This window comes from Psychrobacillus sp. L4 (assembly GCF_042944905.1).
Lineage (GTDB): Bacteria > Bacillota > Bacilli > Bacillales_A > Planococcaceae > Psychrobacillus.
On sequence record NZ_CP168496.1, the window covers coordinates 2,255,922 to 2,281,607 of the forward strand.

General features: G+C 36.8%; 22 protein-coding genes, 1 other RNA gene and 2 other annotated features. Of the genes, 2 read left to right on the top strand and 21 right to left on the bottom strand.

From position 1 onward, the window contains the following. Nucleotides 1-683 precede the first annotated feature (683 nt). The 15 genes from greA to cymR form a co-directional block, all read right to left on the bottom strand. Nucleotides 684-1,157, bottom strand: a complete 474-nt coding sequence (gene greA / locus ACEPXG_RS10905; RefSeq protein WP_391116136.1) for a transcription elongation factor GreA — start codon at nucleotides 1,155-1,157, stop codon at nucleotides 684-686. Between the two features lie 111 nt (nucleotides 1,158-1,268). After that, complete coding sequence (gene udk / locus ACEPXG_RS10910; RefSeq protein ID WP_391202045.1) at nucleotides 1,269-1,907, bottom strand: uridine kinase; 639 nt, start codon at nucleotides 1,905-1,907, stop codon at nucleotides 1,269-1,271. Further along, nucleotides 1,907-3,178: a peptidase U32 family protein gene (locus tag ACEPXG_RS10915; protein ID WP_391202048.1), complete on the bottom strand. Its 1,272-nt coding sequence runs from the start codon at nucleotides 3,176-3,178 to the stop codon at nucleotides 1,907-1,909. The genes udk and ACEPXG_RS10915 overlap by 1 nt, the downstream gene beginning before the upstream one ends. Before the next feature lie 83 nt (nucleotides 3,179-3,261). Further along, a complete protein-coding gene (locus ACEPXG_RS10920; RefSeq protein WP_391202051.1) occupies nucleotides 3,262-4,191 on the bottom strand; it encodes a peptidase U32 family protein in 930 nt (309 codons plus the stop codon). 4 nt (nucleotides 4,192-4,195) lie between these two features. Next, nucleotides 4,196-4,831, bottom strand: a complete 636-nt coding sequence (locus ACEPXG_RS10925; RefSeq protein WP_391202054.1) for an O-methyltransferase — start codon at nucleotides 4,829-4,831, stop codon at nucleotides 4,196-4,198. Between the two features lie 154 nt (nucleotides 4,832-4,985). Further along, entirely contained in the window at nucleotides 4,986-6,104 is a 1,119-nt protein-coding gene (gene mltG / locus ACEPXG_RS10930) for an endolytic transglycosylase MltG (protein ID WP_391202057.1), read from the bottom strand. A gap of 418 nt (nucleotides 6,105-6,522) precedes the next feature. Next, complete coding sequence (locus tag ACEPXG_RS10935; protein ID WP_391202060.1) at nucleotides 6,523-6,819, bottom strand: DUF1292 domain-containing protein; 297 nt, start codon at nucleotides 6,817-6,819, stop codon at nucleotides 6,523-6,525. Nucleotides 6,820-6,830: 11 nt separating this feature from the next. Further along, the gene (gene ruvX, locus ACEPXG_RS10940) at nucleotides 6,831-7,250 is read right to left on the bottom strand and encodes a Holliday junction resolvase RuvX (RefSeq protein ID WP_151700429.1); all 420 of its coding nucleotides are present in this window, start codon (nucleotides 7,248-7,250) and stop codon (nucleotides 6,831-6,833) included. Nucleotides 7,251-7,252: 2 nt separating this feature from the next. Further along, nucleotides 7,253-7,519, bottom strand: a complete 267-nt coding sequence (locus tag ACEPXG_RS10945; protein WP_151700430.1) for an IreB family regulatory phosphoprotein — start codon at nucleotides 7,517-7,519, stop codon at nucleotides 7,253-7,255. A gap of 212 nt (nucleotides 7,520-7,731) precedes the next feature. Continuing rightward, nucleotides 7,732-10,365, bottom strand: coding sequence for an alanine--tRNA ligase (gene alaS, locus ACEPXG_RS10950; RefSeq protein ID WP_391202064.1), 2,634 nt, complete (start codon nucleotides 10,363-10,365; stop codon nucleotides 7,732-7,734). 54 nt (nucleotides 10,366-10,419) lie between these two features. Next, nucleotides 10,420-10,631, bottom strand: a binding site (T-box leader). Between the two features lie 36 nt (nucleotides 10,632-10,667). After that, nucleotides 10,668-13,085: an ATP-dependent RecD-like DNA helicase gene (locus ACEPXG_RS10955; protein WP_391202067.1), complete on the bottom strand. Its 2,418-nt coding sequence runs from the start codon at nucleotides 13,083-13,085 to the stop codon at nucleotides 10,668-10,670. A gap of 139 nt (nucleotides 13,086-13,224) precedes the next feature. Continuing rightward, on the bottom strand, nucleotides 13,225-13,881 hold the full coding sequence (locus tag ACEPXG_RS10960; protein ID WP_391202070.1) for a tetratricopeptide repeat protein: 657 nt from the start codon (nucleotides 13,879-13,881) through the stop codon (nucleotides 13,225-13,227). A gap of 13 nt (nucleotides 13,882-13,894) precedes the next feature. After that, a complete protein-coding gene (mnmA, locus tag ACEPXG_RS10965) occupies nucleotides 13,895-14,971 on the bottom strand; it encodes a tRNA 2-thiouridine(34) synthase MnmA (protein ID WP_391209884.1) in 1,077 nt (358 codons plus the stop codon). A gap of 61 nt (nucleotides 14,972-15,032) precedes the next feature. Beyond that, entirely contained in the window at nucleotides 15,033-16,169 is a 1,137-nt protein-coding gene (locus tag ACEPXG_RS10970; RefSeq protein ID WP_391202073.1) for a cysteine desulfurase family protein, read from the bottom strand. Between the two features lie 13 nt (nucleotides 16,170-16,182). Beyond that, nucleotides 16,183-16,605, bottom strand: coding sequence for a cysteine metabolism transcriptional regulator CymR (gene cymR / locus ACEPXG_RS10975; protein ID WP_391202077.1), 423 nt, complete (start codon nucleotides 16,603-16,605; stop codon nucleotides 16,183-16,185). 181 nt (nucleotides 16,606-16,786) lie between these two features. On the opposite strand from cymR, the gene ACEPXG_RS10980 reads away from it, so the two are divergent. Next, entirely contained in the window at nucleotides 16,787-18,073 is a 1,287-nt protein-coding gene (locus ACEPXG_RS10980; RefSeq protein ID WP_391202080.1) for a replication-associated recombination protein A, read from the top strand. 180 nt (nucleotides 18,074-18,253) lie between these two features. Here the strand turns inward: ACEPXG_RS10980 and ACEPXG_RS10985 are convergent, their stop codons facing one another. The 5 genes from ACEPXG_RS10985 to hisS form a co-directional block, all read right to left on the bottom strand. Beyond that, nucleotides 18,254-18,448: a hypothetical protein gene (locus ACEPXG_RS10985; protein WP_391202083.1), complete on the bottom strand. Its 195-nt coding sequence runs from the start codon at nucleotides 18,446-18,448 to the stop codon at nucleotides 18,254-18,256. A gap of 78 nt (nucleotides 18,449-18,526) precedes the next feature. Further along, entirely contained in the window at nucleotides 18,527-19,288 is a 762-nt protein-coding gene (locus ACEPXG_RS10990; protein WP_391202085.1) for a ThiF family adenylyltransferase, read from the bottom strand. 198 nt (nucleotides 19,289-19,486) lie between these two features. After that, nucleotides 19,487-19,671: non-coding RNA, 6S RNA (gene ssrS, locus ACEPXG_RS10995), on the bottom strand. 59 nt (nucleotides 19,672-19,730) lie between these two features. Next, complete coding sequence (gene aspS, locus ACEPXG_RS11000; protein WP_391202088.1) at nucleotides 19,731-21,500, bottom strand: aspartate--tRNA ligase; 1,770 nt, start codon at nucleotides 21,498-21,500, stop codon at nucleotides 19,731-19,733. 16 nt (nucleotides 21,501-21,516) lie between these two features. Continuing rightward, a complete protein-coding gene (gene hisS, locus ACEPXG_RS11005) occupies nucleotides 21,517-22,791 on the bottom strand; it encodes a histidine--tRNA ligase (RefSeq protein ID WP_391202091.1) in 1,275 nt (424 codons plus the stop codon). A gap of 53 nt (nucleotides 22,792-22,844) precedes the next feature. Next, nucleotides 22,845-23,082, bottom strand: a binding site (T-box leader). 114 nt (nucleotides 23,083-23,196) lie between these two features. On the opposite strand from hisS, the gene ACEPXG_RS11010 reads away from it, so the two are divergent. Then, nucleotides 23,197-24,729 carry an SH3 domain-containing protein gene (locus ACEPXG_RS11010; protein ID WP_391202093.1) on the top strand — a complete coding sequence of 511 codons (1,533 nt, stop codon included), beginning with the start codon at nucleotides 23,197-23,199 and terminating at the stop codon, nucleotides 24,727-24,729. Between the two features lie 507 nt (nucleotides 24,730-25,236). On the opposite strand, the gene dtd is transcribed toward ACEPXG_RS11010, so the two are convergent. Further along, complete coding sequence (dtd, locus tag ACEPXG_RS11015; protein ID WP_391202096.1) at nucleotides 25,237-25,674, bottom strand: D-aminoacyl-tRNA deacylase; 438 nt, start codon at nucleotides 25,672-25,674, stop codon at nucleotides 25,237-25,239. Nucleotides 25,675-25,686: the final 12 nt, after the last annotated feature.

The following is a 25,686-nucleotide window of genomic DNA, read 5'->3' on the forward strand; positions in this document are numbered from 1 at the left end:
TTAGTAATGAATGCTATCTATTTTTCTCTAGTACCACCTACTCTAATGATACACCCACTGATTCGTGTATACTGTGTACGGTAAAACTAAAAAAACTAAAGATCTAATCCTTGAAATTATACTATAAATCCTTACTATTGATGGATTCTTAGCGATAGCTGGTCAAAATCCTCTTGTTAGGTACTACTCACTTAATGGATTGTAGTGAAAGGTGGCGACTTCAGCGGAGGCCAACAGGATGTTGGTCACGAAGGCGTTGCCACACGATGTGGCGCTCTTAGCCTTCGTTCCTCTGTGAGACAGATGAGACATCGCAACGACGCGAATGCGGCGGTGATGGCTCATCGCTCACCCCGCGGAAAGCGTCCACTGAAACGGAAATCCGCGGTATTATTTAATTCTTTATAGTACTATGAACACTGGTTTCGCAGGACGATAATCCATATACTTTCTTTTAAGAATCACGCAATCTTTTTTCGGGCTTGATTATTCCTACTTTCTATTTTATAAAAAAATGACTGTAGACAAACTCGATTTTTACCGAGTTTGTCTACAGTCTGAGGTAAACGATAATTTTACCTCTCAGTAGTGAATTACTATCTAAATATGTAGGCTACACCCAAACTGTTGAAAACGCTCTCACCAGTAGAGTGCATAACAATTATGTTTACTGCCTCTCAAATTTAAGATATCGAAATAATTTGAACGTCCATTTCTCCACCAGGAGTGGTGATTTTCACTTTATCTCCTGTAGATTTTCCAAGTAAGCCTCTTGCAATAGGGGAATCATTTGAAATTAGCCCCTCAATAGGATCTGCTTCCGCTGAACCCACAATTGTGTATGATTCTTCGTCTCCATCGGGAATTTCAATAAATGTTACCGTTTTCCCTAAGGAAACTACATCATTATTTTCTTCTTCTTCAATAATTACCGCATTTCTGATCATCGATTCAATTGTAGATATTCTTCCCTCTACAAATGCTTGATCTTCTTTAGCAGAATCATACTCAGAATTCTCCGAAAGATCGCCAAAGCTTCTTGCAATTTTAATACGTTCTACTACTTCTTTTCGTTTAACCGTTTTTAGTAGTTCTAATTCATCTTCTAGCTTCTGTTTACCAGCAACTGTCATTGGATATTGTTTCTCTGTTGACACTCTCATACACTCCTTTAAATACACACTTAAACATATTCATGTACCATTCATATGCTGAGATTTTAAATGATATGAATTTCATGAAATAATTGTCAATCCACAATCATCATATTACACAATAACATCAGTTTCAAGAATAGTTTTTATTTTTGTAACCATTAAATCTATCGCAACCTCATTTTGACCACCCTCAGGGATAATTACATCCGCATATCGCTTGGTTGGTTCAATGAATTGATTGTGCATAGGTCGAACGACATTAATATATTGGTCTACTACTGAATCTACAGTGCGTCCTCTTTCATGGATATCTCGCAAAATACGACGAATAATACGCAAATCAGAATCCGTATCGACAAATAATTTTATATCCATTAAATTTCGAAGTCGCTCATCTTCCAATACTAATATTCCTTCTAAAATAATTACATCTTTTGGTTCAATTACAATTGTTTCTTTTGATCGAGTATGCTGTGCATAATCGTAAACTGGCTTTTCGATTGCTAAATTATTTAGCAATCTATGAATGTGCTCAATCAGTAAGTCATTATCAAATGCTAAAGGATGATCATAATTTGTATTTAATCTTTCTTCAAACTTTAGATGACTTTGATCTTTATAATAGTAATCTTGCTCAATTACAACAACAGAATGGTTTTTAAAAACTTCACTTATTGCATTTGTTACGCTCGTTTTACCAGAACCTGAACCACCAGTAATCCCAATAATAAGAGGGGTTCTACTAGACATTATTTCATCCCTTTTCTCATCATATTATTTGGATACAATTTCACCGGACATTTGAATTGTACAATTTCTAATGGATGCCTTGCTGCATCCAATAGTTGTCCTTTTTCATTCGTTATTTCTTTTAATACTATTCGAACATTTTCAATTTCTGGTCCAAAAAACTCCACTTCTTCACCAGGTTTGAAAAAATTACGCTGTTGCAAAGTAACTATTTGGGTTTCATCATTGTAATCCAGTACAAGACCCACAAAGTCAAATCCTAGTTTTTTATCATGTACCCCATACATCTGTTGTTCGAAACCTGGTTCCCCTTCAAAAAATGCCGTGTCCGTTTCACGATTAGCACATTTTTCAAGTTCTTCTAACCATTCTTTTCGCATGTTGAAGTTTTCAGGATCTTCACAGTATACATCAATTACTTTACGGTAAACACTTACAACAGTTGCTATATAGTGAATCGACTTCATGCGGCCTTCAATTTTCAATGAGTCAATACCTAGTTCAATCATTCTTGGAATGGACTCAACAAGCTTTAAATCTTTAGGACTCATTGCAAATGGTACGTCATTTGCTTCAAATAAAGCCTGCTCCTCACCGTTTTGTTGCTCATACAAGTCATAATCCCAACGACATGATTGACAGCAACCACCACGATTGGAATCGCGAGCAGTCATATGATTGGAAAGCGTACATCTCCCACTATAAGCAATACACATTGCACCGTGGATAAATGCTTCAATTTCGATATCTACTTTTTCCTTCATTAGCTGTATTTCATCACCGCTTGTTTCTCTTGCTAACACAACACGATGTAATCCCTCTTCTTTCCAATATTGAACTGCTTTCCAATTGGATAAAGATTGTTGGGTACTTAGATGAATTTCTAATCTTGGAGCAGAGTTTCGACAAGTTTCAATAATTAATGGATCCGCTACAATAATACCTGTTATTCCAGCTGATTCAATTGCTTGTAAATATTCTTCTAGGCCGTCCATATTTTCATTGTGAGCAAATATGTTCGTTGTAACATATACCTTTGCTCCATAACTTTTTGCAAATTCCACGCCATCACGCATTTCTTCGATCGAAAAATTCCCTGCATTCGATCGAAGACCAAATTCTCGCCCACCAATAAAGACAGCATCTGCACCATAATGCACAGCAATTTTCAACTTTTCTAAATTCCCCGCCGGTGCTAATAGTTCTGGCTTTTTGGTGATCACTCGTTTGCCATCAATTTGTTCACTTATTTTATCTATTGTTGTTGTCACGTGTTACCTTCCCTTTCTTAACTGATAAGAAAGTTCTCTTTTTACTCAGTTATTGTCTCACCTTTAGACGTTTTCCACTTACTTTAATACACCGTTTCTTTAAAGAAAAATCCAGTATCAAGTGGTCTTAGTGGTGGTTGTATTTCTTCTATTTTTTTGTAAAGTTCTTTTTTGATCTCTTTATAAGCAGATCGTGAATCATAAAATGCATCAATCGCTTGGCGATAATAACCCGTTATTGTTGTGATATATGCAGGGTCATGTAGAACACCATCAATTTTTAAACTATCTATTTCTGCATCTAAAAGGTCGTCTAATTCATCAATCATGCACATATCGTTAGGGCTAAAAATATGTGTACCATTTTGATCCTCATAAATAGGATATTTGTTCGAACGTTCTTTATCATGCAAAAACATATTGTTATTTTTGGAGCGATTTTCTACTTCCATTGCTTTATCTTGAAATAAGAAATAATTACCTAGTAACGCACGTTTCGATTGAAAAATACATGTCATTCCATGCACTTGTACTTCGATTTGCACTTCTGCATTTTCCTTGACTTCTATTATTTCATCTAAACTTAGTTCTCTTGCAAGAACAGCTCTTGTTGCGCCACGTTGCCCCCAATAGTTTGCAGTAAAATAATTGGTCGCAGTTTGTTCGGTATTCCAGTGAAGAGGAATTGCCACTCCAGCTTCTCTTCTCGCTATAATAACGGAAGGATCACCAAATACAATTGCATCGACACCAATCTTCTGCATTTTTTGGATATAGGGAGCCAACAGATCTACTTTATCATTATGAAAAAGCCCATTCATCGCTACATATATTTTTTTATTATGCGCTTTTGTTAGTTTTGTTGCAACTTCAATATCTTCCACAGAAAATTCTCCTGCAAGTCGCAAACCAAAAAACTGCTCACCCACTAAGAAAGCATCTGCTCCTGCTTGGATTAATTCTTTCATATGAATGATGCTTGTAGGAGTTACTAAAAGTTCCGTCTTTTTCATTTTTTCACCTCTTTATGCTGATTAGCATGCCATCTCCAACTGGTAGGAAAGATGTGTCATAGTCCGGATGATCTATCAACCACTCCGTAAATTGATGTTGATTTCGTACCATGGTTCTTTTCCTTCTCGGTACTTCACTCATCGGAAGGTCGGATAAACCATTTAACAATAAATTATCACAATAAATAACGCCTCCATCTTTTAAAAATGGTGCGTACTTTTCAAAAAACTTTTTATATTGACCTTTTGCCGCATCAATAAATATTGCATCAAAATGAGTATCCTGAAACAAATCATCGGAAATTTCCAACGCATCACCCTCAATGACTTGGATACGATTTTGCAAATTTGCTCGCTCGATGAATTGATTTGCAATCACAACTTTTTCTTTATCTCTTTCAATCGTTACAATATTTACATTTTCTAATTTAGATGCAATGCGCATCGAAGAATAACCAATGGCAGTACCGAGTTCTAAAAGTGAATTAGGTTTTTGCAACGAAAGCAAGTGAATTAATGATTCTATTCCTGTTAATTGCATGATTGGAACATGATGTTCCTTTGCGTATTGTTCCATTTCAATAAAAATATCCGCACGTGGTTTTATAAGCTTTATAATATAATCTTCCTTTGGATCCATAAAAGTTACTCCTTTTTTAAACAAATCAATTACGTCTTGGCGTAAATTTATGCGGTTACCATACTTAGAGAGTATTTTCTGCAAAGTAAAAACCACAGTTAGTCATAACACAGCAGGAGGAGGAATACAACATGATTCCTTCTCCTGCTAGTATTTATTTCAAATATTTGTCCACATTTTTAAGATGTTCTTCATATGTCTTCGAAAAGTGATTTTCTCCATCTTTATCCGCAAGGAAATATAAATAATCCGTTTTGGAAGGATCCAATACTGCTTCTATTGATGATTTCCCTGCATTTGCAATTGGTCCTGGAGGCAACCCTTGAAATTTATACGTATTGTAGGGATTATCCACTTCTAAATCTTCAAAAAGAACTCGATCCTTATGACTTCCAAGTGCGTATAATACAGTTGGATCCGTTTGTAACGGCATTTTAGCTTTTATTCGATTATAAAAAACACTAGCAATCAATGCCCTGTCCGTCTGAGCAGTTGCTTCTTCCTCCAATAAAGAAGAAAATGTTAGTAACCAATGAACTGATTTATCTTCTGAATGAAGTATTTCGGCATAGCCGGACATTATTTTGTCTGTATTAGTTAACATCGTTTCCACAATTTCTTCTAAGGAAGGTTTGTCTTCATAAAATGGATAGGTGGCAGGAAACAAATATCCTTCCAATGCATACCGTACGTTTTCCCCTTTTATTTCTTCTGTTAATAAATTCGGAAATTTTACCATCATTCGATCCACAAATGCGTCATTAGTTACAAGGCCTAAAAATTCCGCTTTAGTATAGCTCGTTTTCTTTTCAACTACTGCTCCAATTTGTTCTAACGTTAATCCTTCTGGAATAGTGATGGAAAAAAGTGGTTTACGATATACTTTCCCTGTTTTTAAGCTCTTAATAATTTCATCAAGTGTCATCGATTTTGTTAAATTGTAATCTCCTGCTTGAAAGTCCGATTCATTTTTAAATTTTGCATAGTATTTAAATATCTTTGCATTTTTAATAATCCCATTTTTTTCAAGTGTAGAGGAAATTGATTCTAGACCAGAACCAATTGGAATTTGAACATTGATCACCTTATCAGAATTAGGATCCATCGGTTTTAATGCACTTTTCACATAATTATAAGAGACATATCCTCCTATTCCACCAACAATTAAAAGGAATAATGCGATAGTAAATACAATCCGTCGAACAAGTTTCACTTCTTTTTTCTTATTTTTCATTCGATTAAACATAATTTCTTTTTTGGATTCATTTCCCACGGGTTCTCCCCCTTTAATTCCATTTTATTATACAAGATAATAGGAAAAGCGCAAGCGTCCTTTAAGAGCACCTGGTCTTTCATAAGCTCCTTCAAAGGCATGTCCACTTAAAAAGACGCTATAAGTACCTACGCAATGTCTATCCGATCCTAAAACGCGCTTATAAGCACCGAGCCAAATCTATCTACAGAGTTCCTAGCAGCCAATTAAAACGATCAAAGGAAGTAAAAGCTTACCATTTTTCCAAATCAGATGTTGGCTAAATCAACGGGCGTATTGCATTAATTGGGTTTGCTAAGTACACTGTGTTTTGTAGTCATTACTATTAAACGAAAATTATTTGAGTTGGCTCATCTAGCTTTATACAAAAAGAAAAAGGAGGAATGAGGAGACCTCTTTCCATCCTTTTAAATGATAATTATTCTTCTTCTTCGTCTTCTTCTTCATCTAAAAACGTATTTAACATTTCTTCGATCATTTCCCATTCAGGATCCGTCTCAATTGGAAGTAATTCGCCATCTTCTCCGTTTTCATTAGGGCTGAAAGAAGATGCATGAATTTCTATTTCTTCATTTTCATCTTCCTCAGCACCAATTGGGTAATAAAGAACATATGACTTTCCGAATTCTTCTGATTCAAAAGTAAATAATACGTTACAAAGCTGCTCATTTCCATTTTCATCTACAACTGTAATATTTTCTTGACCGTGGTCCATTTGCAGTCACCTCATCTATTTTTTCTATCAAGAAAGCCTTGTAAAATCATTACAGCGGCCATCTTGTCAATCACTTGTTTCCGTTTTTTACGGCTAACATCTGCATCTATTAACATACGTTCTGCAGCCATTGTTGTCAATCTTTCATCCCACATTGTAACTGGAAAATGAAATTTTTCGGTTAACAACTTTGCATATTGTTCCGATGCTTCAGCACGTGGACCAATACTATTGTTCATGTTCTTTGGAAAACCTACAACAAATTCGGTGACGGTATGCTCTTTTACGAGTTCATCAATCCGTTTTAGACCAAATTCTAGGTTTGCTTCATCAATTTTAATTGTTTCAATTCCTTGTGCAGTCCATCCGAGCGCATCACTAATTGCAACCCCGACAGTCTTAGAACCTACATCTAAACCCATTATTCGCATGCTTAAGCCTCATTATTTTTTTTAATGTAGAACTTCACTAATTCTTCCAAGATTTCGTCTCGTTCTAATTTGCGTATCATATTACGTGCGTCTTGATGGCGAGGAATATAAGCTGGATCACCAGATAGTAGATAGCCAACAATTTGATTAATTGAATTATATCCTTTTTCTTCTAGTGCAGAGTGAACTTGTAGCATCACATGTTTTACTTCCTGTTCCATAGACTCTTCTGGGAAGTTAAATTTCATCGTTTTATCGAATGAATTCATGATCAGCACCTCGCTTTCAGTTTTAGTAGGCAGTCTTACATATCTATTGTACAGTATAACCGAAATTGGAAATAGTATCAAATAAGCCTAGGTAGATTTACTCCTATGGTTAATGTTAGCAAAAAACATTGCACCTAACTTTTGACGTTGATTGTACGAATCATAAGACTCCAACGCATCTTAAGCCAAGTGAAATTCTCTTTTTCCTAAAGTTAAACAGATCGTATATATTCATAAACAGAATTTAAAGCAATCTCTAGCTTGCTGCCATCTTTTGCTCCCGCCATTGCAAAATCTGGTCTACCTCCACCTTTACCGCCACACTGCTCCGCAACAAGTTTGACGATATTTCCAGCGTGATAGTTTCCACCGATAATATCTTTTGTGACCCCAGCAGAAATCATTACTTTTTCTCCATCAACTGCACCAAGGACAATAACTGCTTTTTCAAGTTTTTGTTTTAAATCGTCCATCATTTGGCGTAATTGATTGTTATCTTTTGCCTCCACTTTAACGGATAGGACTGTAATATCATTGATAGTTTGAGCAGAAGATAAAACAGACGAAGCTTGGTTGTTTGCAATCTTCGCAGATAGTGATTCATTCTCTCTTTGAATACTTTTGAATTCATTCAATGTTTGCGTTAATTTGGTAACTAAATCTTTTGGTTGAGCTTTCAAGAGGTTAGAAGCTTCTAATAATGCATGCTCTTCTTCTTTTACAACCTCAAATGCACCTTTACCAGTTACCGCTTCTATTCTTCTTGTCCCAGCTCCAATACCACTTTCTGAGAGTATTTTAAAGAATCCAATTTCAGATGTATTTTTTACATGCACACCACCACAAAGTTCAAGTGAAAATTCACCCATTCGAACAACACGCACGACATCTCCGTATTTTTCACCGAATAACGCCATTGCCCCCATACTCTTTGCTTCTTCTATATTATGATAACCAGTAAGGACAGGGATGTTTTCCCATACTTTTTCATTAACAATTCGTTCAACTTGCTCTAATTCTTCTTTTGTTACTTGTCCGAAGTGAGAGAAGTCAAAACGTAAACGGTCTGGCCCAACATAGGAGCCTGCCTGGTTTACATGCGTTCCAAGTACATCTTTTAATGCTTGGTGTAGTAAATGGGTAGCTGAGTGATTTTTCACCGTATGACCTCGTAATATACGATCCACTGTCGCTGTAACTTCCGCGCCAGTTGTTAATTCCCCAGATTCAACGATAACTGTGTGTAAGTTTTGCCCGTTTGGCGCTTTTTGAACTTCTTTTACAAAACCTCTAAATGTATCGTTTTCAATTGTTCCATGATCAGCTAGTTGACCACCACTTTCTGCGTAAAAAGGAGTTTGGGAAAGGACTACTTGAATTTCATCCCCTTCATTTGCACTCTTAGCTAATACTTCACCTTGTATAATAGTTGTTATTTTCGTTGCTATCGATAATGTTTCATAGCCAACAAATTCACTTTCATCATGAATTTTACTAAAAACTTCGGATTGTACTTGCATAGAATCCACATTTTGACGAGCAGCACGTGCACGACTACGCTGAGCTTCCATTTCTTTTTTAAAGCCTTCATGGTCCACCGACATGTTTGCTTCTTCTGCATATTCTTCCGTTAATTCGATTGGGAAACCATATGTGTCATAAAGCGTAAATGTTGTTGTACCAGGGATAAAGGATTCTCCTTTTTCACGTTGTTCCTCTATTACTTTTTCTAAGATAGATAGTCCATCGTGAAGTGTTTCATGGAAACGCTCTTCCTCTGTTTTAATCACTCGCATAATAAAGTCTTGCTTTTCTTTTACTTCCGGATAGAAATCTTTCATGATTTCACCTACGCCTGGAACTAGCTCGTATAAAAACGGTTGGTCTACTCCTAATTGTTTTGCAAAACGAACCGCACGGCGAAGTAATCTTCTAAGTACATATCCTCTACCTTCGTTCGATGGTAGTGCACCATCTCCAATAGCGAAAGCAACGGTACGGATATGGTCCGCAATTACTTTGAAAGCAATATCATATTCAACCGTTGTATTGTATGATTTCCCAGAGATTACTTCTGTTTGACGAATAATTGGGATAAATAAATCTGTATCAAAATTGGTTGGTACATTTTGAACAACACAAGCCATGCGCTCTAATCCCATACCCGTATCAATATTCTGTTTTGGTAATGGTGTATACGTATTATCTGGATTATGGTTGAATTGCGAAAATACCAAGTTCCAAATTTCTAAATAACGTTCATTTTCTCCACCTGGATATAATTCAGGGTCATTTAAATCATTCCCGTATGATTCACCACGATCATAGAATATTTCGGAGTTAGGACCACTTGGACCTTCTCCAATATCCCAAAAGTTTCCTTCTAATCGAATAATACGTTCTTCGGGAATACCAATTTCATTCTTCCAAATAGTATATGCTTCTTCGTCTTCGGGATGAATCGTTATAGATAATTTTTCAGCTTCGAATGCCATCCATTTTTCATCGGTTAGGAATTCCCAAGCAAAATGAATCGCTTCTTTCTTGAAGTAATCGCCAATCGAGAAATTTCCGAGCATTTCAAAAAACGTATGATGTCTTGCTGTTTTCCCTACGTTTTCAATGTCATTTGTACGAATGGACTTTTGTGCATTTGTAATACGTGGATTTTCCGGCACTACACGCCCATCAAAGTATTTCTTCAACGTAGCAACACCACTATTAATCCATAATAGTGATGGGTCATTGATTGGTACAAGTGGAGCAGATGGTTCCTGGGTATGTCCTTTTTCGATAAAAAAGTCTAAATACATTTGTCTAATTTGAGCACCTGTTAATTGTTTCATACATTTTTCCTCCTAAATTAATAAAATGAAATCAAAAAAGCCTTCATCCCTAAAAAAAGGGACGAAAGCTGTTATTCTCGCGGTACCACCCTAGTTACACAACAATTCATGTCGTGTCTCTCAAGTAACCTTAACGCGGCTAAACGGCAGGTATTAGCTGCACTCAAGAGTAGCTTTCCAACTTGTTAGTTTCTGAAGATTCTTTCAGCCAAGGAATCTTTCTCTTTTTCAGGTAACAAGTGTACTTTCTCTGTCATCATTTTGCTCTATGCATTTGATTATAAAAAACTATCGACCGGATGTCAATTATCCATCTCTAAGAAATCATATGGGGAAATTCCATTCATCCCGGTTAACGGATCAATTAAATGGCAATTCTCTGCGGATAAGAAAGTTGTTTCTGTTGTTATTTCATCCATAACTTTTTCTCTCTGTTCATCTATTTTTTCCTTATTTTCCTCACTGACTGTTAATCGATCTTTTAACGTTGTTAATCGTTGCAGATCATCGGTACGTTCTACTCCAAACTTAAAAACTTCGGGATCTCCACATAATATTAAAAAGTTCTTTGCTCTTGTAATGCCTGTATATAATAAATTTCTTCGAAGCATTTTCATATAACTTCTGGTGACAGGCATAATCACGGTTTGAAATTCACTACCTTGGGATTTATGCACGGAGCAACAATATGCTAAAGTAATTTGATTCAAATCATTCTTTTCATACGTCACTTCATTGCCATCAAACGAAATAACTAGCATTTCCTTTTTCTCCACTGTTTCAGCGGCTTTGAAAATACTTACGACTTCCCCCATGTCTCCGTTAAACACATTGCTTTCTGGCTGATTGACAAGCTGCAATACCTTGTCGCCAATACGGTAAATCGTTTCTCCAAATATCATTTCTTTTCGTTTTCCATCTGTATTTGGATTCACCATTTCTTGCATCATTTTATTAAGCGCATCGATACCAGCTGGTCCTCTATACATAGGCGCAAGTACTTGAATGTCTCTTATCGAATGTCCTTTTGCTAAAGCACTTTTCAACACTTGTTCTACTACTTTAGGAATTTGTTCTGTAGAAGCTTTAATAAATGAACGATCTTTCGTCTTGTCTAATAGCGTTTGCGGAACAGTTCCTTTTTTCATTTCGTGGGCTAGCTCAATTATAGAAGAACCTTCTGATTGGCGATAAATATCTATTAATTCGACTGTTGGGATTCTTTTAGAAGCTAATAAATCTTTTAAAACCTGCCCTGGTCCAACAGGAGGTAACTGGTCTTGGTCCCCTACAAAAATGACTTGAGCATCTTTTGGAATAGCTTTTAATAATTGATGCCCAAGCCAAGTATCTAGCATGGAAGTTTCATCTATAATGATTAATTTTCCTTCAATTTCTTTTCCTTCAGAATCCGCATCTTCCTGGCCGTTAAACCCTAATAAGCGGTGGATTGTCATTGCTGGCAATCCGGTAGATTCGCTTAAACGTTTTGCGGCTCTACCAGTGGGTGCAGCCAGTACAACAGGAAATGGTTTTTTATCTTTTGCCCATTCTTTTGGTTCTAAAGAAAGTCCATGAAGTTCTGCATATAATTCAACTATTCCTCGTACGACGGTGGTCTTCCCTGTCCCAGGTCCACCTGTTAAGAGAGTCATGCTGGCATTTATAGCCGTTTCGATCGCTTTAACTTGTGTTGTTGCATATTGGACGCCTAATCTTTCTTCAATTCCTCCAAGGTGTTTTTTCATCTCTGCAAGGGGGAATTTATGATGAGTATCATTTTCATTCAATAACGTTTCGATTTTAGAACTTATCCCTACTTCTGAAAAATAGAGTGAAGGGATGTAAAAACGATTCACTTCCCCAATAATTCGACTTTCCTCGGCTAGTTCGAAGCAGCACTTCGTTATCGCTTCGAAAGTGATTTCTTCTCTTTGTGCACTTTCTAATAATCTTTTAACAGATTCAAGTAATTGCTCCGCATATAAAAATACATGACCTTCACTTAATGATGCAGATTGCAATAAGTGAAAAATGGCAGCTTTAATACGATCAGGGTGATTTCCTTGAATGCCAAGTTTATAGCCCAGTTCATCTGCCCGAATAAATCCAACGCCTTCCACTTCCTCGATAAGGCGATATGGGTTCTTTGTCAATACATCAATCGTTTCCTCTCGGTAAGCTTGATATATTTTCATCGCGATTTGCGGACCGAACCCCCATTCATTCAACTGAATCATCACTTTTTCTAAGCCAAGATTTTGTTCTAAAACAGCTCTCAATGTTTGTTTTTTATCTTCTGCCAATCTTGGAATGATGTCCAATACAGCAGGGTCATCTAGAATTCTATTGATGGCATTTTGACCAAGTTTTTTGACAATTTGTTCAGCTGTTTTTCTGCCGATTCCAGGAAACATATCACTCGATAAATAATGGACTATACCTTGTTCGGTAGCAGGAACTTCTTTTTGAAAGGTCTCTACTTGAAATTGCACGCCATATTTAGGGTGATTTTTTACAAGTCCAGTAAATTTATATGATTCTTCTAATACGAGTTGTGGAAAATAACCGGTTACAATTATTTCTTTTTCTATGTAGGTTGTATTAGTGGATTTAATTTTTAGTTTTATAATGGAAAACAAATTTTGGGGATTGTGAAAAATTGAGACGATAGGACGACCCGTAATAAATTGTTTTTCATTATTCATTTCGTTTGTCATACTAACGCCTCCAAATTGTAAATCAAATTCGCCTTGACGTATTTTCGTCCAGATTTTGAATTGAACTAGCTCAATTCAAAATCTGTGCCATCCGCCAGGGGCTTTAACTTCATTCAGCAAATGTCTCTGCTGAATAAAGTTAATTACGAAGAGAGATCATATCGTGCACATAGCGTGCTTGATCATAAGTTGGTTGAATTGTAAATGCTTGTTTTAAATGATAAAGTGCCGCTTCCGTATTAGGAGTAGACACAGCATATAAAACACCTAAATTATAGTGTGCATCCGCATTTTCAGCTTCGGTTTCTAATATTTCCTTTAAAATTGGTTCTGCTTCTTTAAACATTTCAAAGCTTGCTAATGCTATTGCATAGGTTAGCTTAATTTGACTATCATTCGAGTCTAGTTCATATGCTCGTTGTAAATAAGGAAGCGATAACTTTGTTTGACCTGTTTTTTCAAAGCTTTTGCCTAACATGAAATAGGCATCTGGACCTTCAATTCCATTTGAAATAGCTTTTTCATACAGTTTTGCAGCTTCCTCATAACGTTCTGCATCATAATACAAATTTGCTAGACTATAGTATGCTGTAGCTGCATGTTCATCTAGTGTCATTGCTTTTTGAAAGAATCTTTCCGCTCGTTCATTTTCATTCATAGATGCAAGCAAATTACCGAAATTTATATATCCAATTGCCTCTTCCGGATTTTCTTCGATAGCTTTTGTAAATAATTCAACGGCTTTTTCATAGTTTTCTTCTTGAATAGCCTGTATTCCTAATTCATTGTAATTCATATACTTCCTCCAATTAGCCAACGTAATCCAGTTGCAATCCATCTTTGAATACTTTGTCAATCGTTGCTCCACCTATACATTCGTCCCCTTGATAGAAAACAACTGCTTGTCCAGGAGTGATCGCTCGAACGGCTTTTTCAAAAATAACAGACACTTCACTATCCGATAGTATTTCCACTTGAACTCCGACATCTTCTTGTCGGTATCTGAATTTAGCTGTACAATCAAAGTTTTTTTGCTTGTCAAATGTAGTTGTAAAAGATAAATTAGTCGCAGTTAAACTCGTGGAAAAAAGTGCATCATTATTAATGTTTTGCCCAACTAATAAAACATTTCTTGCTAAATCTTTTCCAATAACAAACCACGGATCACCGGAACCACCAATTCCTAACCCATGACGTTGTCCAATTGTGTAATACATTAGTCCATCATGTTTGCCCATTGGTTTTCCATCCATTGTTTCCATCTCGCCTTGTTGCGCAGGTAAATATTGACCCAAAAATGTTTTGAAGTTTCTTTCACCGATGAAACAAATTCCAGTGGAATCTTTTTTTGTTGCAGTTGCCAGTCCTTGTTCAAGTGCAATTTCTCGTACCTTTTTCTTTTCCAAATGACCAATTGGAAACATCACTTTTTCTAATTGCTCTTGGTTTAGCTGGTTTAAAAAATAGGTTTGGTCTTTATTGTTGTCTTTCCCGCGTAGCATTCTTGTTTGACCTTCTCTTACTTCCACTTGTGCGTAATGGCCAGTGGCTAAATAGTCAGCTCCAAGTGCTAATGCATGCTCTAAAAATGCTTTAAATTTAATTTCTTTATTACACATTACATCTGGGTTTGGTGTTCTTCCTGCTTTATATTCTTCCAAGAAATAGGTGAACACTTTATCCCAATATTGTTTTTCAAAATTTACTGCATAATACGGAATCCCGATTTGATTGCATACTTTAATAACATCTTCGTAATCTTCTGTAGCTGTACATACGCCAAATTCATCTGTATCATCCCAGTTTTTCATAAAGATGCCGATGACATCGTACCCTTGTTCTTTTAATAGGTAAGCAGCGACGGACGAATCCACGCCACCAGACATTCCTACTACTACTCTTGTATCTTCTATTTTTTTCAATTTACTCACTCATTTCAATTATTCGTTAAGAACCTAGAATAATTTTACTTATTTTATTTGCAGCTTCTCTTACCTGCTCCACTGTGTTATTTATACCAAAACTAAATCGAACCGAATTTCGGAGCTCCGGTGTATTTTCACCAAACATAGCAACTAAGACGTGGGATGGATCAATAGAACCAGCCGAGCATGCTGAACCACTGGAAGCATCAATTCCCGCTAAATCCAGTTGGATTAAAAATGTCTCGACATCTGTTTTTGGAATGCTAAGGTTTATAACATGGGGCAGAACATTTTTCAGTGAACCATTGATGGTGAACTCTACACCTTTACTTTCCAGCTGGTGTAGAAAAGCATTTTTCAATTCTTTGTAAGAATTAATCGTTGCTTCTAAACTTTGTTGTTTTAACTCAACAGCTTTTGCAAATCCAATTACTGCCGGTACATTTTCTGTTCCAGCACGTTTCTGTCTTTCTTGCTTCCCACCATATAATAATGGTTTCAAATGAATTGCTTTTCGTTGATATAAAAAGCCGATTCCCTTTGGTCCATTAATCTTATGACTAGAAACACTAAGCAAATCAACTTGTAAATCGTTTACATTTAAAGCAATCCCGCCATACGCTTGTACCGCATCTGTATGAAAATAGGCAGGATGGTCTTTTAATAACTCACCGATTTCATGTATCGGTTGAATAGACCCAACTTCATTGTTTCCATACATGACTGAAACTAAAATAGTATCTTCTCGAAGTGCATTTTTCAATTCACAAACATCGATTATTCCTTCTTTATTTACAGGTAGATAAGTGACTTCAAATCCTTCGCGTTCTAGTTGTTCACAAGCATGAAGTACTGCATGATGCTCAATTTGTGTCGTAATAATATGCTTTCCTTCAATTCTACGCGCATAAGCTGTGCCGAAAATAGCATAATTATCGGCTTCCGTCCCACCGCTTGTAATGATAATTTCTGTTTCATGGGCACCAATACTTGTAGCAAGGGTATTTCTTGAATCATCCAATTTTTTTCGTGCACTTCTTCCAGTTTGGTGGATACTTGAGGCATTGCCAAATTCTTTATTCATTTCTACCGTAAATGTTTTGATGACTTCTTCCGCTATAGGGGTTGTAGCTGCATGATCTAAATATATTCTAGTCATTTCAAACTGCTCCTTAAATATAAAACATATATCCAGCGTTAGCTGAATCTTCATCTGTATGTTGCGCTAAATCCTCAATAGTTGTTGTATCCAACACATTTTTTACTGCATCTCGGATACGCATCCATAATTCGCGTTGTGGCAACTCTTCCTCTTCAATTCCTTCTACTATCTGAATGGGACCTTCAAGTACACGAATAACGTCACCTGCCGTGATTTCATTTGGTTCCCTTGAAAGCATATACCCACCGTACGCACCTCTAACACTTTTAACAAGTCCCGCATTACGTAAAGGTGAGACAATTTGTTCTAAATATGCTTCCGATAAATTATGGTCTGCTGCAATTTGACGAAGTGCAAGTGGTCCTTCTCCACACTGTTTGCCTAATGCTATCATTATCGTTAAACCATACCGTCCTTTTGTTGAAAACTTCAATATATTCCACCTCATTAGATATCTAAATCGCCTTGGCGTATTCGGGTCCGGGTATTTCACCAAACATAAAAAATTCTTTCCCTAGTATAGCATAATTACATGATAGAACGACTCCAAAATGACTTTTTAACCAATCTTCGATATAATTAAAGAACAAACGTTTGAACAAGGAGAGATCATTTTGAGCAATGAACCATTAGCATATCGAATGAGACCCGAAACAATAGATGAATTAGCAGGACAGCAACATGTCATTGGCCAAGATACGGCTTTATATAAAATGATAAAAAACGGGCACGTTCCTTCTATGCTTTTATACGGCGATCCTGGTGTTGGTAAAACTTCACTTGCTTTTGCAATCGCAGGCACGACTAAACTCCCTTTTGTTGCTCTTAATGCTACAAAAGCCGGTAAAAAAGATGTGGAAGATGTTGTGGCAGATGCAAGATTAACCGGGAGAGTCATTTTGTTTTTAGATGAAATCCATCGTTTCAACAAGCTGCAACAAGATACACTTTTACCTCATGTCGAAAACGGCTCCATTATACTAATCGGTGCTACAACTGAAAATCCTTTTCATGATGTAAATCCAGCAATACGATCCCGTTGCGGAGAAATAAAACAACTAAAACGACTAACAACGGAAGATGTGGATATGCTTCTTGAAAGAGCATTGGAGGATAAGGTTAAAGGGCTTGGAAAAATGCAAATTGACCTAACGATCGAACAAAGAAAGAAAATAGCAGAAGCAGCAAATGGGGATGCAAGAAAAGCCTTAACACTATTAGAATCCACGATATTCGCAAGCTTTGAAGAAAATGGTGTGACAAAAGTAGAAGATTCTATTTTGAATAGTCTAGTAGATAGAGTCGGCGTGTTTGGAGATAAAAAAGGATCTCATTTTTATAATCTTTTATCTGCACTTCAAAAATCGGTCCGCGGAAGTGATACAGATGCCGCCCTTTATTACTTAGCACATTTACTAGAGAACGGAGATTTAGTCGCTGTTTCGAGAAGGTTGCTCGTCATGAGTTATGAAGATATTGGGCTTGCGAACCCTACTGTTGGACCACAAGTTCTAGCTGCCATTCAAGCCGCTGAAAGACTAGGGCTACCAGAAGCACGTATACCACTCGCGAACGCGGTAGTGTTAATGTGTTTATCGGAGAAATCAAACTCTGCATATGCTGCTTTAGATGCAGCGATTACAAGTATTCATCAAGGAAAAACAGGCGACATCCCGAGCCATTTAAAAGATACGCATTACGCTGGAGCAAAAGACCTTGGGCACGGAGGATACATTTATCCGCATAATCATAAAATCGGCACTTTTGGTGGCTGGGTCAATCAAACCTATCTTCCAGATAATTTAGTTGGGACAAAGTTTTATAAACCAATAGAAGCTGGCGAAGAAAAACGTCTCGCAGCCATTTATAGTCGTTTGGAGAAGTTTAAAACGGAGAAATAATGAAAAAGAAAGACGCAAGCGCACTATAAGTGCATCTTGTCTTCTCTATTTCCAGAGTACTTTGGACGAAACATTGGCATCACTATTACCCGGGGAATATTTGTAGATTCCAAAACAATAAAAATCCAGCTAAAAAATCTTTAGCTGGATTTTTATCTGAAACCTAATCAAATGGATAGGTTAAACACCCATTTTCCTTCTAGTATTACTTACTTTCTTTGTCTGTTGGCTCTTTGCTTTTTGATTAGCTACAGGACCGTTACCTGTTGATTTACCACCAGAAGCTTGATTTTTCTTTTCTTCTAGTCTTTGTTTTACCGCTTCTTGTAAGGTCATTTTCTTTTTCGGAGCATCTTGGTTGTTTGTTTCAGTCATTTTTATCCCCTCCTCAGTTGGTCACTATTGTAATTGCATTAATTATAGTATAAGCTATAAGGAAAATATTTCAACTAATTATTGCACACGATTAATAGGAATTGATTTTGTTATGTCATTTATTACCCAACTTGCGCAGATTAAGCCTACGGAAGATGGAACGAATGCATTCGAAGATGGCGGCATTTTTGCTTTGCGAATTGCTGCATCTGGTTTCCCTACTGTCTCAACTACATCTTCGCGAACAATTATAGGGCTTTCATCTGAAAATACAACAGGAATTCCTTTTGTAATATGATCTTCTTTGCGTAGTTTTGTTCGAATGATTTTTGCAATTGGATCCGTATGTGTTTTAGATATATCCACTATTTTGAAACGAGTTGGGTCCGTTTTATTTGCTGCACCCATACTGGAGATTATTTTAATCCCTCGCGCTAAACATTCTTTCATCAAGTGAATCTTATAGATAATTGTATCCGAAGCATCAATTACATAATCAATATTCATCGCAAAAAACTGTTCATACGTTTCATCCGTATAAAACATATGCATATCAATTACTTCACATTCGGGATTAATATCTGCAATACGTTCTTTCATCACTTCCGATTTCGAACGACCAATAGTAGAAAGGTAAGCAACTAATTGACGATTAATATTGGTAATATCTACATTGTCTTTATCTACTAGTATTATCCGTCCGACGCCGCTTCTTGCACAAGCTTCTGCAGCAAATGACCCTACTCCTCCAACACCTAAAATAGCAACCGTCGTATTTTTCAATAAATTGATTCCTTCTGTCCCAACTGCAAGTTCATTTCTTGAAAATTGATGTACCATTACAAAACACTCCATTTATATCAGATTAGTCGGATTAATATTTAAAAAAACCGTGAAAAAGTCTCGCTAAGCCATGCAAAGTATGCTTCTCTTTTGAGGACACTTTAAATGAAAATCATTATGTAGAAAAGTATTTATTTCTATTGCCATGAAAAACCCCCCAGCATTTCTTGCTAGAGGGATTAAAATTGAATTAGGACGAATCCCAATCGTGCCGACAAATAGAGCGTATCGTTTTGAACCCGCAAGTAGCAGGTGGGTGTCCTCTTTACTATTTCTGGCGTCCCGTTGAAGGGCATGTCATACATAATAAAAGTTAGACTCCCAACGATTTAATTGTTCGGTCAAAACTGATTGGCATGCTGCGAACACATCAGGATTCATATTACTTGTATAATAGCACATGTTTTTTGAAACATCAATAATTACATTGCGTTATTATTTAACTATTCTGAACAAAAACATTTAGACTTAATTCCTTAAGTTGGGCTGTAGCTACTGGACTAGGTGCTTGTGTTAACAAGCAACTTGCACTTGCAGTCTTAGGGAAAGCAATTGTATCGCGTAAGTTTGTACTTCCAGAAAGAAGCATTACTAAACGATCTAAACCAAATGCTACACCGCCGTGTGGTGGTGTTCCATATTCAAATGCCTCCATTAAGAATCCAAACTGCGCTTTAGCCTCTGCATCCGAGAAACCTAGAATCTCAAACATTTTTTCTTGGACATTTCTTGAATAAATACGAAGTGAACCCCCACCAAGCTCGTAACCATTCAAAACTAGGTCATAAGCTTGAGCACGTACTTTACTTGGATCTGTGTCCATTAACGTAAGGTCCTCATCAAATGGTCGCGTAAATGGATGATGAGCCGCATAATAACGTCCTTCTTTTTCGTCGTATTCAAATAATGGCCAATTGACAACCCATAAAAATTCAAAGCGGCTTTCATCAATTAAGCCCAGCTCTTTCCCAAGTTTTAATCGAAGCGCACCTAATGCATCTGCTACTACAGATTTTTTGTCCGCTACAAACAATAGTAAATCTCCGGCAGATGCTTCCAATTTTCCGATTAAGCCCGTAGCAGCTTCTCCTTCGAAAAACTTAGCGATAGGTCCTTTAAGACCCTCTTCGTCGACTTTTAACCATGCAAGACCTTTTGCCCCGTATACACCTGCAAATTCACCAAGAGCATCGATATCTTTTCGGGAATAGTTATCAGCTGCACCTTTTACATTGATTGCTTTTACTTGTCCTCCATTTTCAACTGCAGAAGCAAATACTTTAAACGGACTTTCTTTCACGATTTCAGATAGGTCAACTAATTCTAATCCGAAACGAACATCTGGTTTATCAGAACCGAATCGATCCATTGCTTCATCATAGTTCATCCGATTGAAAGGAATCGTCACATCTACACCTTTTACATCCATCATAATCTTTTTCATCATGCGTTCATTCATCTCGAGAATATCATCCATCGATAGAAAACTCATTTCCATATCGATTTGTGTGAATTCTGGCTGACGGTCTGCGCGTAAATCTTCATCGCGGAAGCATCGTGCAATTTGGTAATACTTTTCGAATCCTGATACCATTAGCATTTGTTTGAATAATTGAGGAGACTGGGGTAATGCATAAAATTCTCCTCCGTGCACGCGACTAGGAACTAAATAGTCACGTGCTCCTTCTGGAGTCGATTTTGTTAAAATAGGTGTTTCTACCTCCAAGAACCCTTCATCATCTAAGAAACGTCTTACCGTTTTCGTAATATCTGATCGCATCTTAAAAGTATCATACATAACTGGTCTTCTTAAATCTAAGTAACGATATTTTAAGCGAATATCTTCTCCCGCATCTGTTTGATTTTCAATTGCAAATGGAGGAGTTTTTGCTTCATTAATAATAATTACTTCTGTTGCATGAACTTCTATGGAACCAGAAGGCATATTTGGGTTTACTTGATTTGCAGCACGTGCAATTACAGTCCCATGTACTTCGATGATAAATTCATTACGAAGTTTTTCTGCGATTTGAATAGCAGGTTCCGAAATCTCCGGGTTAAAAACTACTTGCACAAGACCTGAGCGATCTCTAACATCTACGAATATTAGCCCACCTAAATCTCTTCGTTTTTGTACCCAACCGATTAATTGGACCGTTTCTCCAATAAGATGCTCGTTTAATTCGCCACTAGTATGTGTTCTTTTCATTATAATCTTCCTCCACTCAAGCTAAAATGCTATTTTTCAATTGTTCTACCAATTTACTCCACGGTACGAGCTGTTGCTCGCCATTCGATAAATTTTTAAGCATTGCACTTTCTTTTTCTATTTCATCGTCACCAATAACAAGCACAAATTTGGCTTTTAAGCGATCGGCAGATTTCATTTGTGTTTTAATTTTTCGATCTAAATAATCCATTTCTGCTGTAATATTATTTTGTCGAAATACGCTTGTAAGCTCGACTGTTTTTTTCTTTGCAGCCTCACCCATACCGATTAAATATACATCTAGATTAGAAAGATCTGCCCATTCATTATTTTCCGCCTGTACTGCAAGCAGAAGTCTTTCAATACTCATTGCAAATCCAATACCAGGTGAATCTGGTCCACCAAGCTCTTCTACAAGCCCGTTGTAGCGTCCCCCCCCAGCAAGTGTTGTAATAGCACCAAAACCTTCTGCAGCACTCATAATTTCAAATGCTGTGTGATTATAATAGTCAAGCCCTCTAACTAAATTAGGGTCTACTTCAAATGGAATGTTCAAAATGGACAAATACTCTTTTACTTTTTCAAAGTAAGCTGCTGACTCTTCATTTAAATAATCGGCTAAAGAAGGAGCAGTTGCCATTAATGAATTGTTGCGATCCACTTTACAGTCCAAAATGCGAAGAGGATTTTTTTGTAATCTATTTTGACAATCGGAACAAAAATTTTCTATATGCGGCTCAAAGTGATTAACTAACGCTTCTTTGTGTGCAATTCGGCTCTCTGTATCCCCTAGCGAATTGATAACCAGTTTTAGTTTTTTGAGTCCAGCTTTTTGATAAACAGCCATTGCGAGAGAAATTACTTCCGCGTCAATTGCCGGATCCGCACTACCAATGGCTTCAATACCAAACTGAACAAATTGTCTATATCTTCCCGCTTGCTGTCTCTCATAACGGAACATCGGTCCCATATAATATAATTTTACCGGTTGATCCGGGTAACCAAACATTTTATGTTCCACAAATGCACGTACTGCTGAAGCTGTACCTTCAGGTCTTAACGTTAAGGAACGATCACCTCTATCTTGAAATGTATACATTTCTTTCTGCACAATATCAGTAGTATCTCCTACACTTCTTGTAAATAATTCGGTATGTTCAAAAATCGGAGTCCGTATTTCTTTGTATTGATACAGACTACATGTTTCACGTATTAACTCTTCCACTACTTGCCATTTGCCTGTTTCTGATGGCAAAATGTCTTGTGTTCCTCTAGGTACCTTAATGTCCATGGCAATTGCCCCTTTCTTTTACATATAAAAAAGCCCTCATCCCTTGCTAAATAGCAAGGGACGAGAGCTTGTATTAGCTTCCGCGGTTCCACCCTAGTTGGCCAAAAATAATTGACCCTCTCTTTTCTGGATAACGACCAGTACCGTTTCTGCCTACTAAAGAATATCTCTTTCGACAAAAAACCTCTCGAATGTTGTTCACTGAGTGCGTATGTAGGAAAGATTTCAGCCACGTCTTTCCTTCTCTTTTCATCCGTTGAAAACAGTTACTTTTTCGGTCATCGGCTTGATTTAGATTTTTAATTATACTTTATCTTAATGACAGGATTGAAATAAGTCAACCCTTTTCAATAAAAGGTAGAAATTTCATGACAGAATATTTACAATAGGATTAGGAGGGATTCAATGATCGACAAACTAATGCAAAAAATGACCATTTTCATTCTTACTATTGCACTAATTATCCCCATCATTCACGTGTATGCACAAGAAAATGAAGTGACCGTAAATGTTTCTTCCCTTAAAGTTCGTTCTGGTCCTGGTCTTACATACGATATTATCGGTACTGTCGGACAAAATGACAAACTCACTGTAATTGGAAAAGAAAGTGACTGGCTTCATATTAAATTTGGAAACTCTATGGGATGGGTTGCTAGCTGGTACACGAAGTCCGAATCAATTGAAATGACCAATAAACAGGTTGTTTCCAAAGTAAACAAATTAAATGTGCGATCGGAACCTTCTTTATCTTCAGCAATAATTGGTCAATTACAAGAAGGTAGCCAAATTTCAGCCTTTAAAACAGAAGGGGAATGGATTGAAATACAATTCAACGATCAAAAAGGATGGGTACATAGCGAGTATGTTACGATTGTTGACCAAGTAATAAAGGAAGAGCCTAAAGCAGAAAACTCTTCCAATGTAGAACTTTTTATCGTTTCCGTTAATGTGTTAAATGTTCGTTCAAAAGCAGATCTTTCTTCCAAAAGTATTGGACAAATATTAAAAGACCAGTCATTTCCAATACTTGAAAAAGACCATAATTGGGTTAAAATCCAATTAAAAAATGGAAAAAAGGGATGGGTTTATAGTTTCTATGGCAACTACACCGAACAGCCAAAAACATCTAATGCAAGCCCAACTACTTCAAATGAAACAATTAAAATTCTATATAACAGCACTAATTTACGATCTCAAAGTACCACAAGTAGCGATGTAGTTGCTCGCGTAGATGCTGGTGAAACATTTACCGTTTTAGAAAAAATAGATGATTGGTATAAAATCGAACTGACAAATAATATGATTGCTTATGTAGCTAGTTGGGTTGTATCTTCAAGTGATGCTTTACCAACTTCTACTAAAGAGCCATTGGCAAAGCGCGAAAAGGGTACGTTAAAAGGACTGACACTAGTTATTGATGCTGGTCATGGAGGAAATGACCGTGGTACAACTGGAGCTTTGGGCACAGATGAGAAAGATATCACCCTTTTGACTGCCGAGTTATTGGCTTCTAAATTGCAGGCAGCAGGTGCAAATGTCATGATGACTAGAGAGTCAGATGTATACGTGGATCTTCGTAAACGCGTTTCTATTGCTCACCAGGCCGCAGCTGATGCTTTTATTAGTCTTCATTATGATGCAATCGAAAACAGTTCCGTTCATGGTTTTACGACCTATTACATGCACGATTATCAGAAAGAGCTTGCTTCTTATGTGCATAAAGAGCTTGGTAACATGGTTTCACTGAATAATCGCGGAGTACAACAAGGAAACTATTTAGTTCTTCGTGAAAATAAACAAAAAGCAATATTAATAGAGTTAGGTTATTTAAGTAATCCATCTGAGGAACGTCAATTGACTACCGCACAATTTAGAGAACAGGCAACTCTTGGAATATACAACGGAGTTATAAATTATTTTGATGCACAAATAAAATAAGCTGTGATGTCCCAAAAAGGTCGTTATAGATCAGACTGTGGACAAACTCGATAAAAACTGAGTTTGCCTACAGTCTTTTATATTAGAAAGTATATGAAGCTAGAATGTTAGGAATCAAGTAATAACAGGGCATTCCCTTTAACATTCAAAGTTTATATGATTCAGGGTGAATATTATTTAAGTTGGTGGAACCTAAAAAAAATAGATAGTAATTATTCATAAAGTAGTGCTAAGCGGACGAAATTGTATCTTCGTCCGCTATTAAAAGAATAGGAAGATATCTAATCTCTCATTAACCAAACCTTACGCACCTTGTCTCTACATATTCCAAGAGGGCGACGAACAAACATCCGCCACAAGATTAGCGAAAAAAAGAGGATCTGGAAGTGACGCAGTCACTTCCAGATCCTCTATAAAAGTCTTCGGTAATAGTGTAGCCAATGTTTCATCCATAGCACTCAGTGCAAAGTATAGACAAGGTACACTTAAAGGGCACTTGCACTTCTTTTAGGCTTCTAACATGATTGTCACAGGTCCATCATTTGTAAAAGTAACATCCATCATAGCACCAAAGACACCCGTCTCTACAACAAAACCTTTTGCCCGTAACTGATGATTAAAAAGTTCCCATAATGGCTTTGCAACCTCTGGACGTGCTGCATCAATGAAGCTTGGTCTCCTACCTTTACGTGTATCTGCATATAATGTAAATTGAGAAACGGAAAGAATGGAACCGCCATTTTCGGTAATGGAGTGATTCATCTTACCATCTGAATCTTCAAATAGACGTAACCCAGTAATTTTATCCACTAAATAGCTTATTTCTTTTTCGGTATCTGTTGCGGTAATACCGACTAATAATAAATACCCGTGGTCGATGGAACCAGTTACTTTACCATCTACTGTTACAGAAGCATTTTTGCATCGTTGAAGTAGAACCTTCATGTGATAATTACT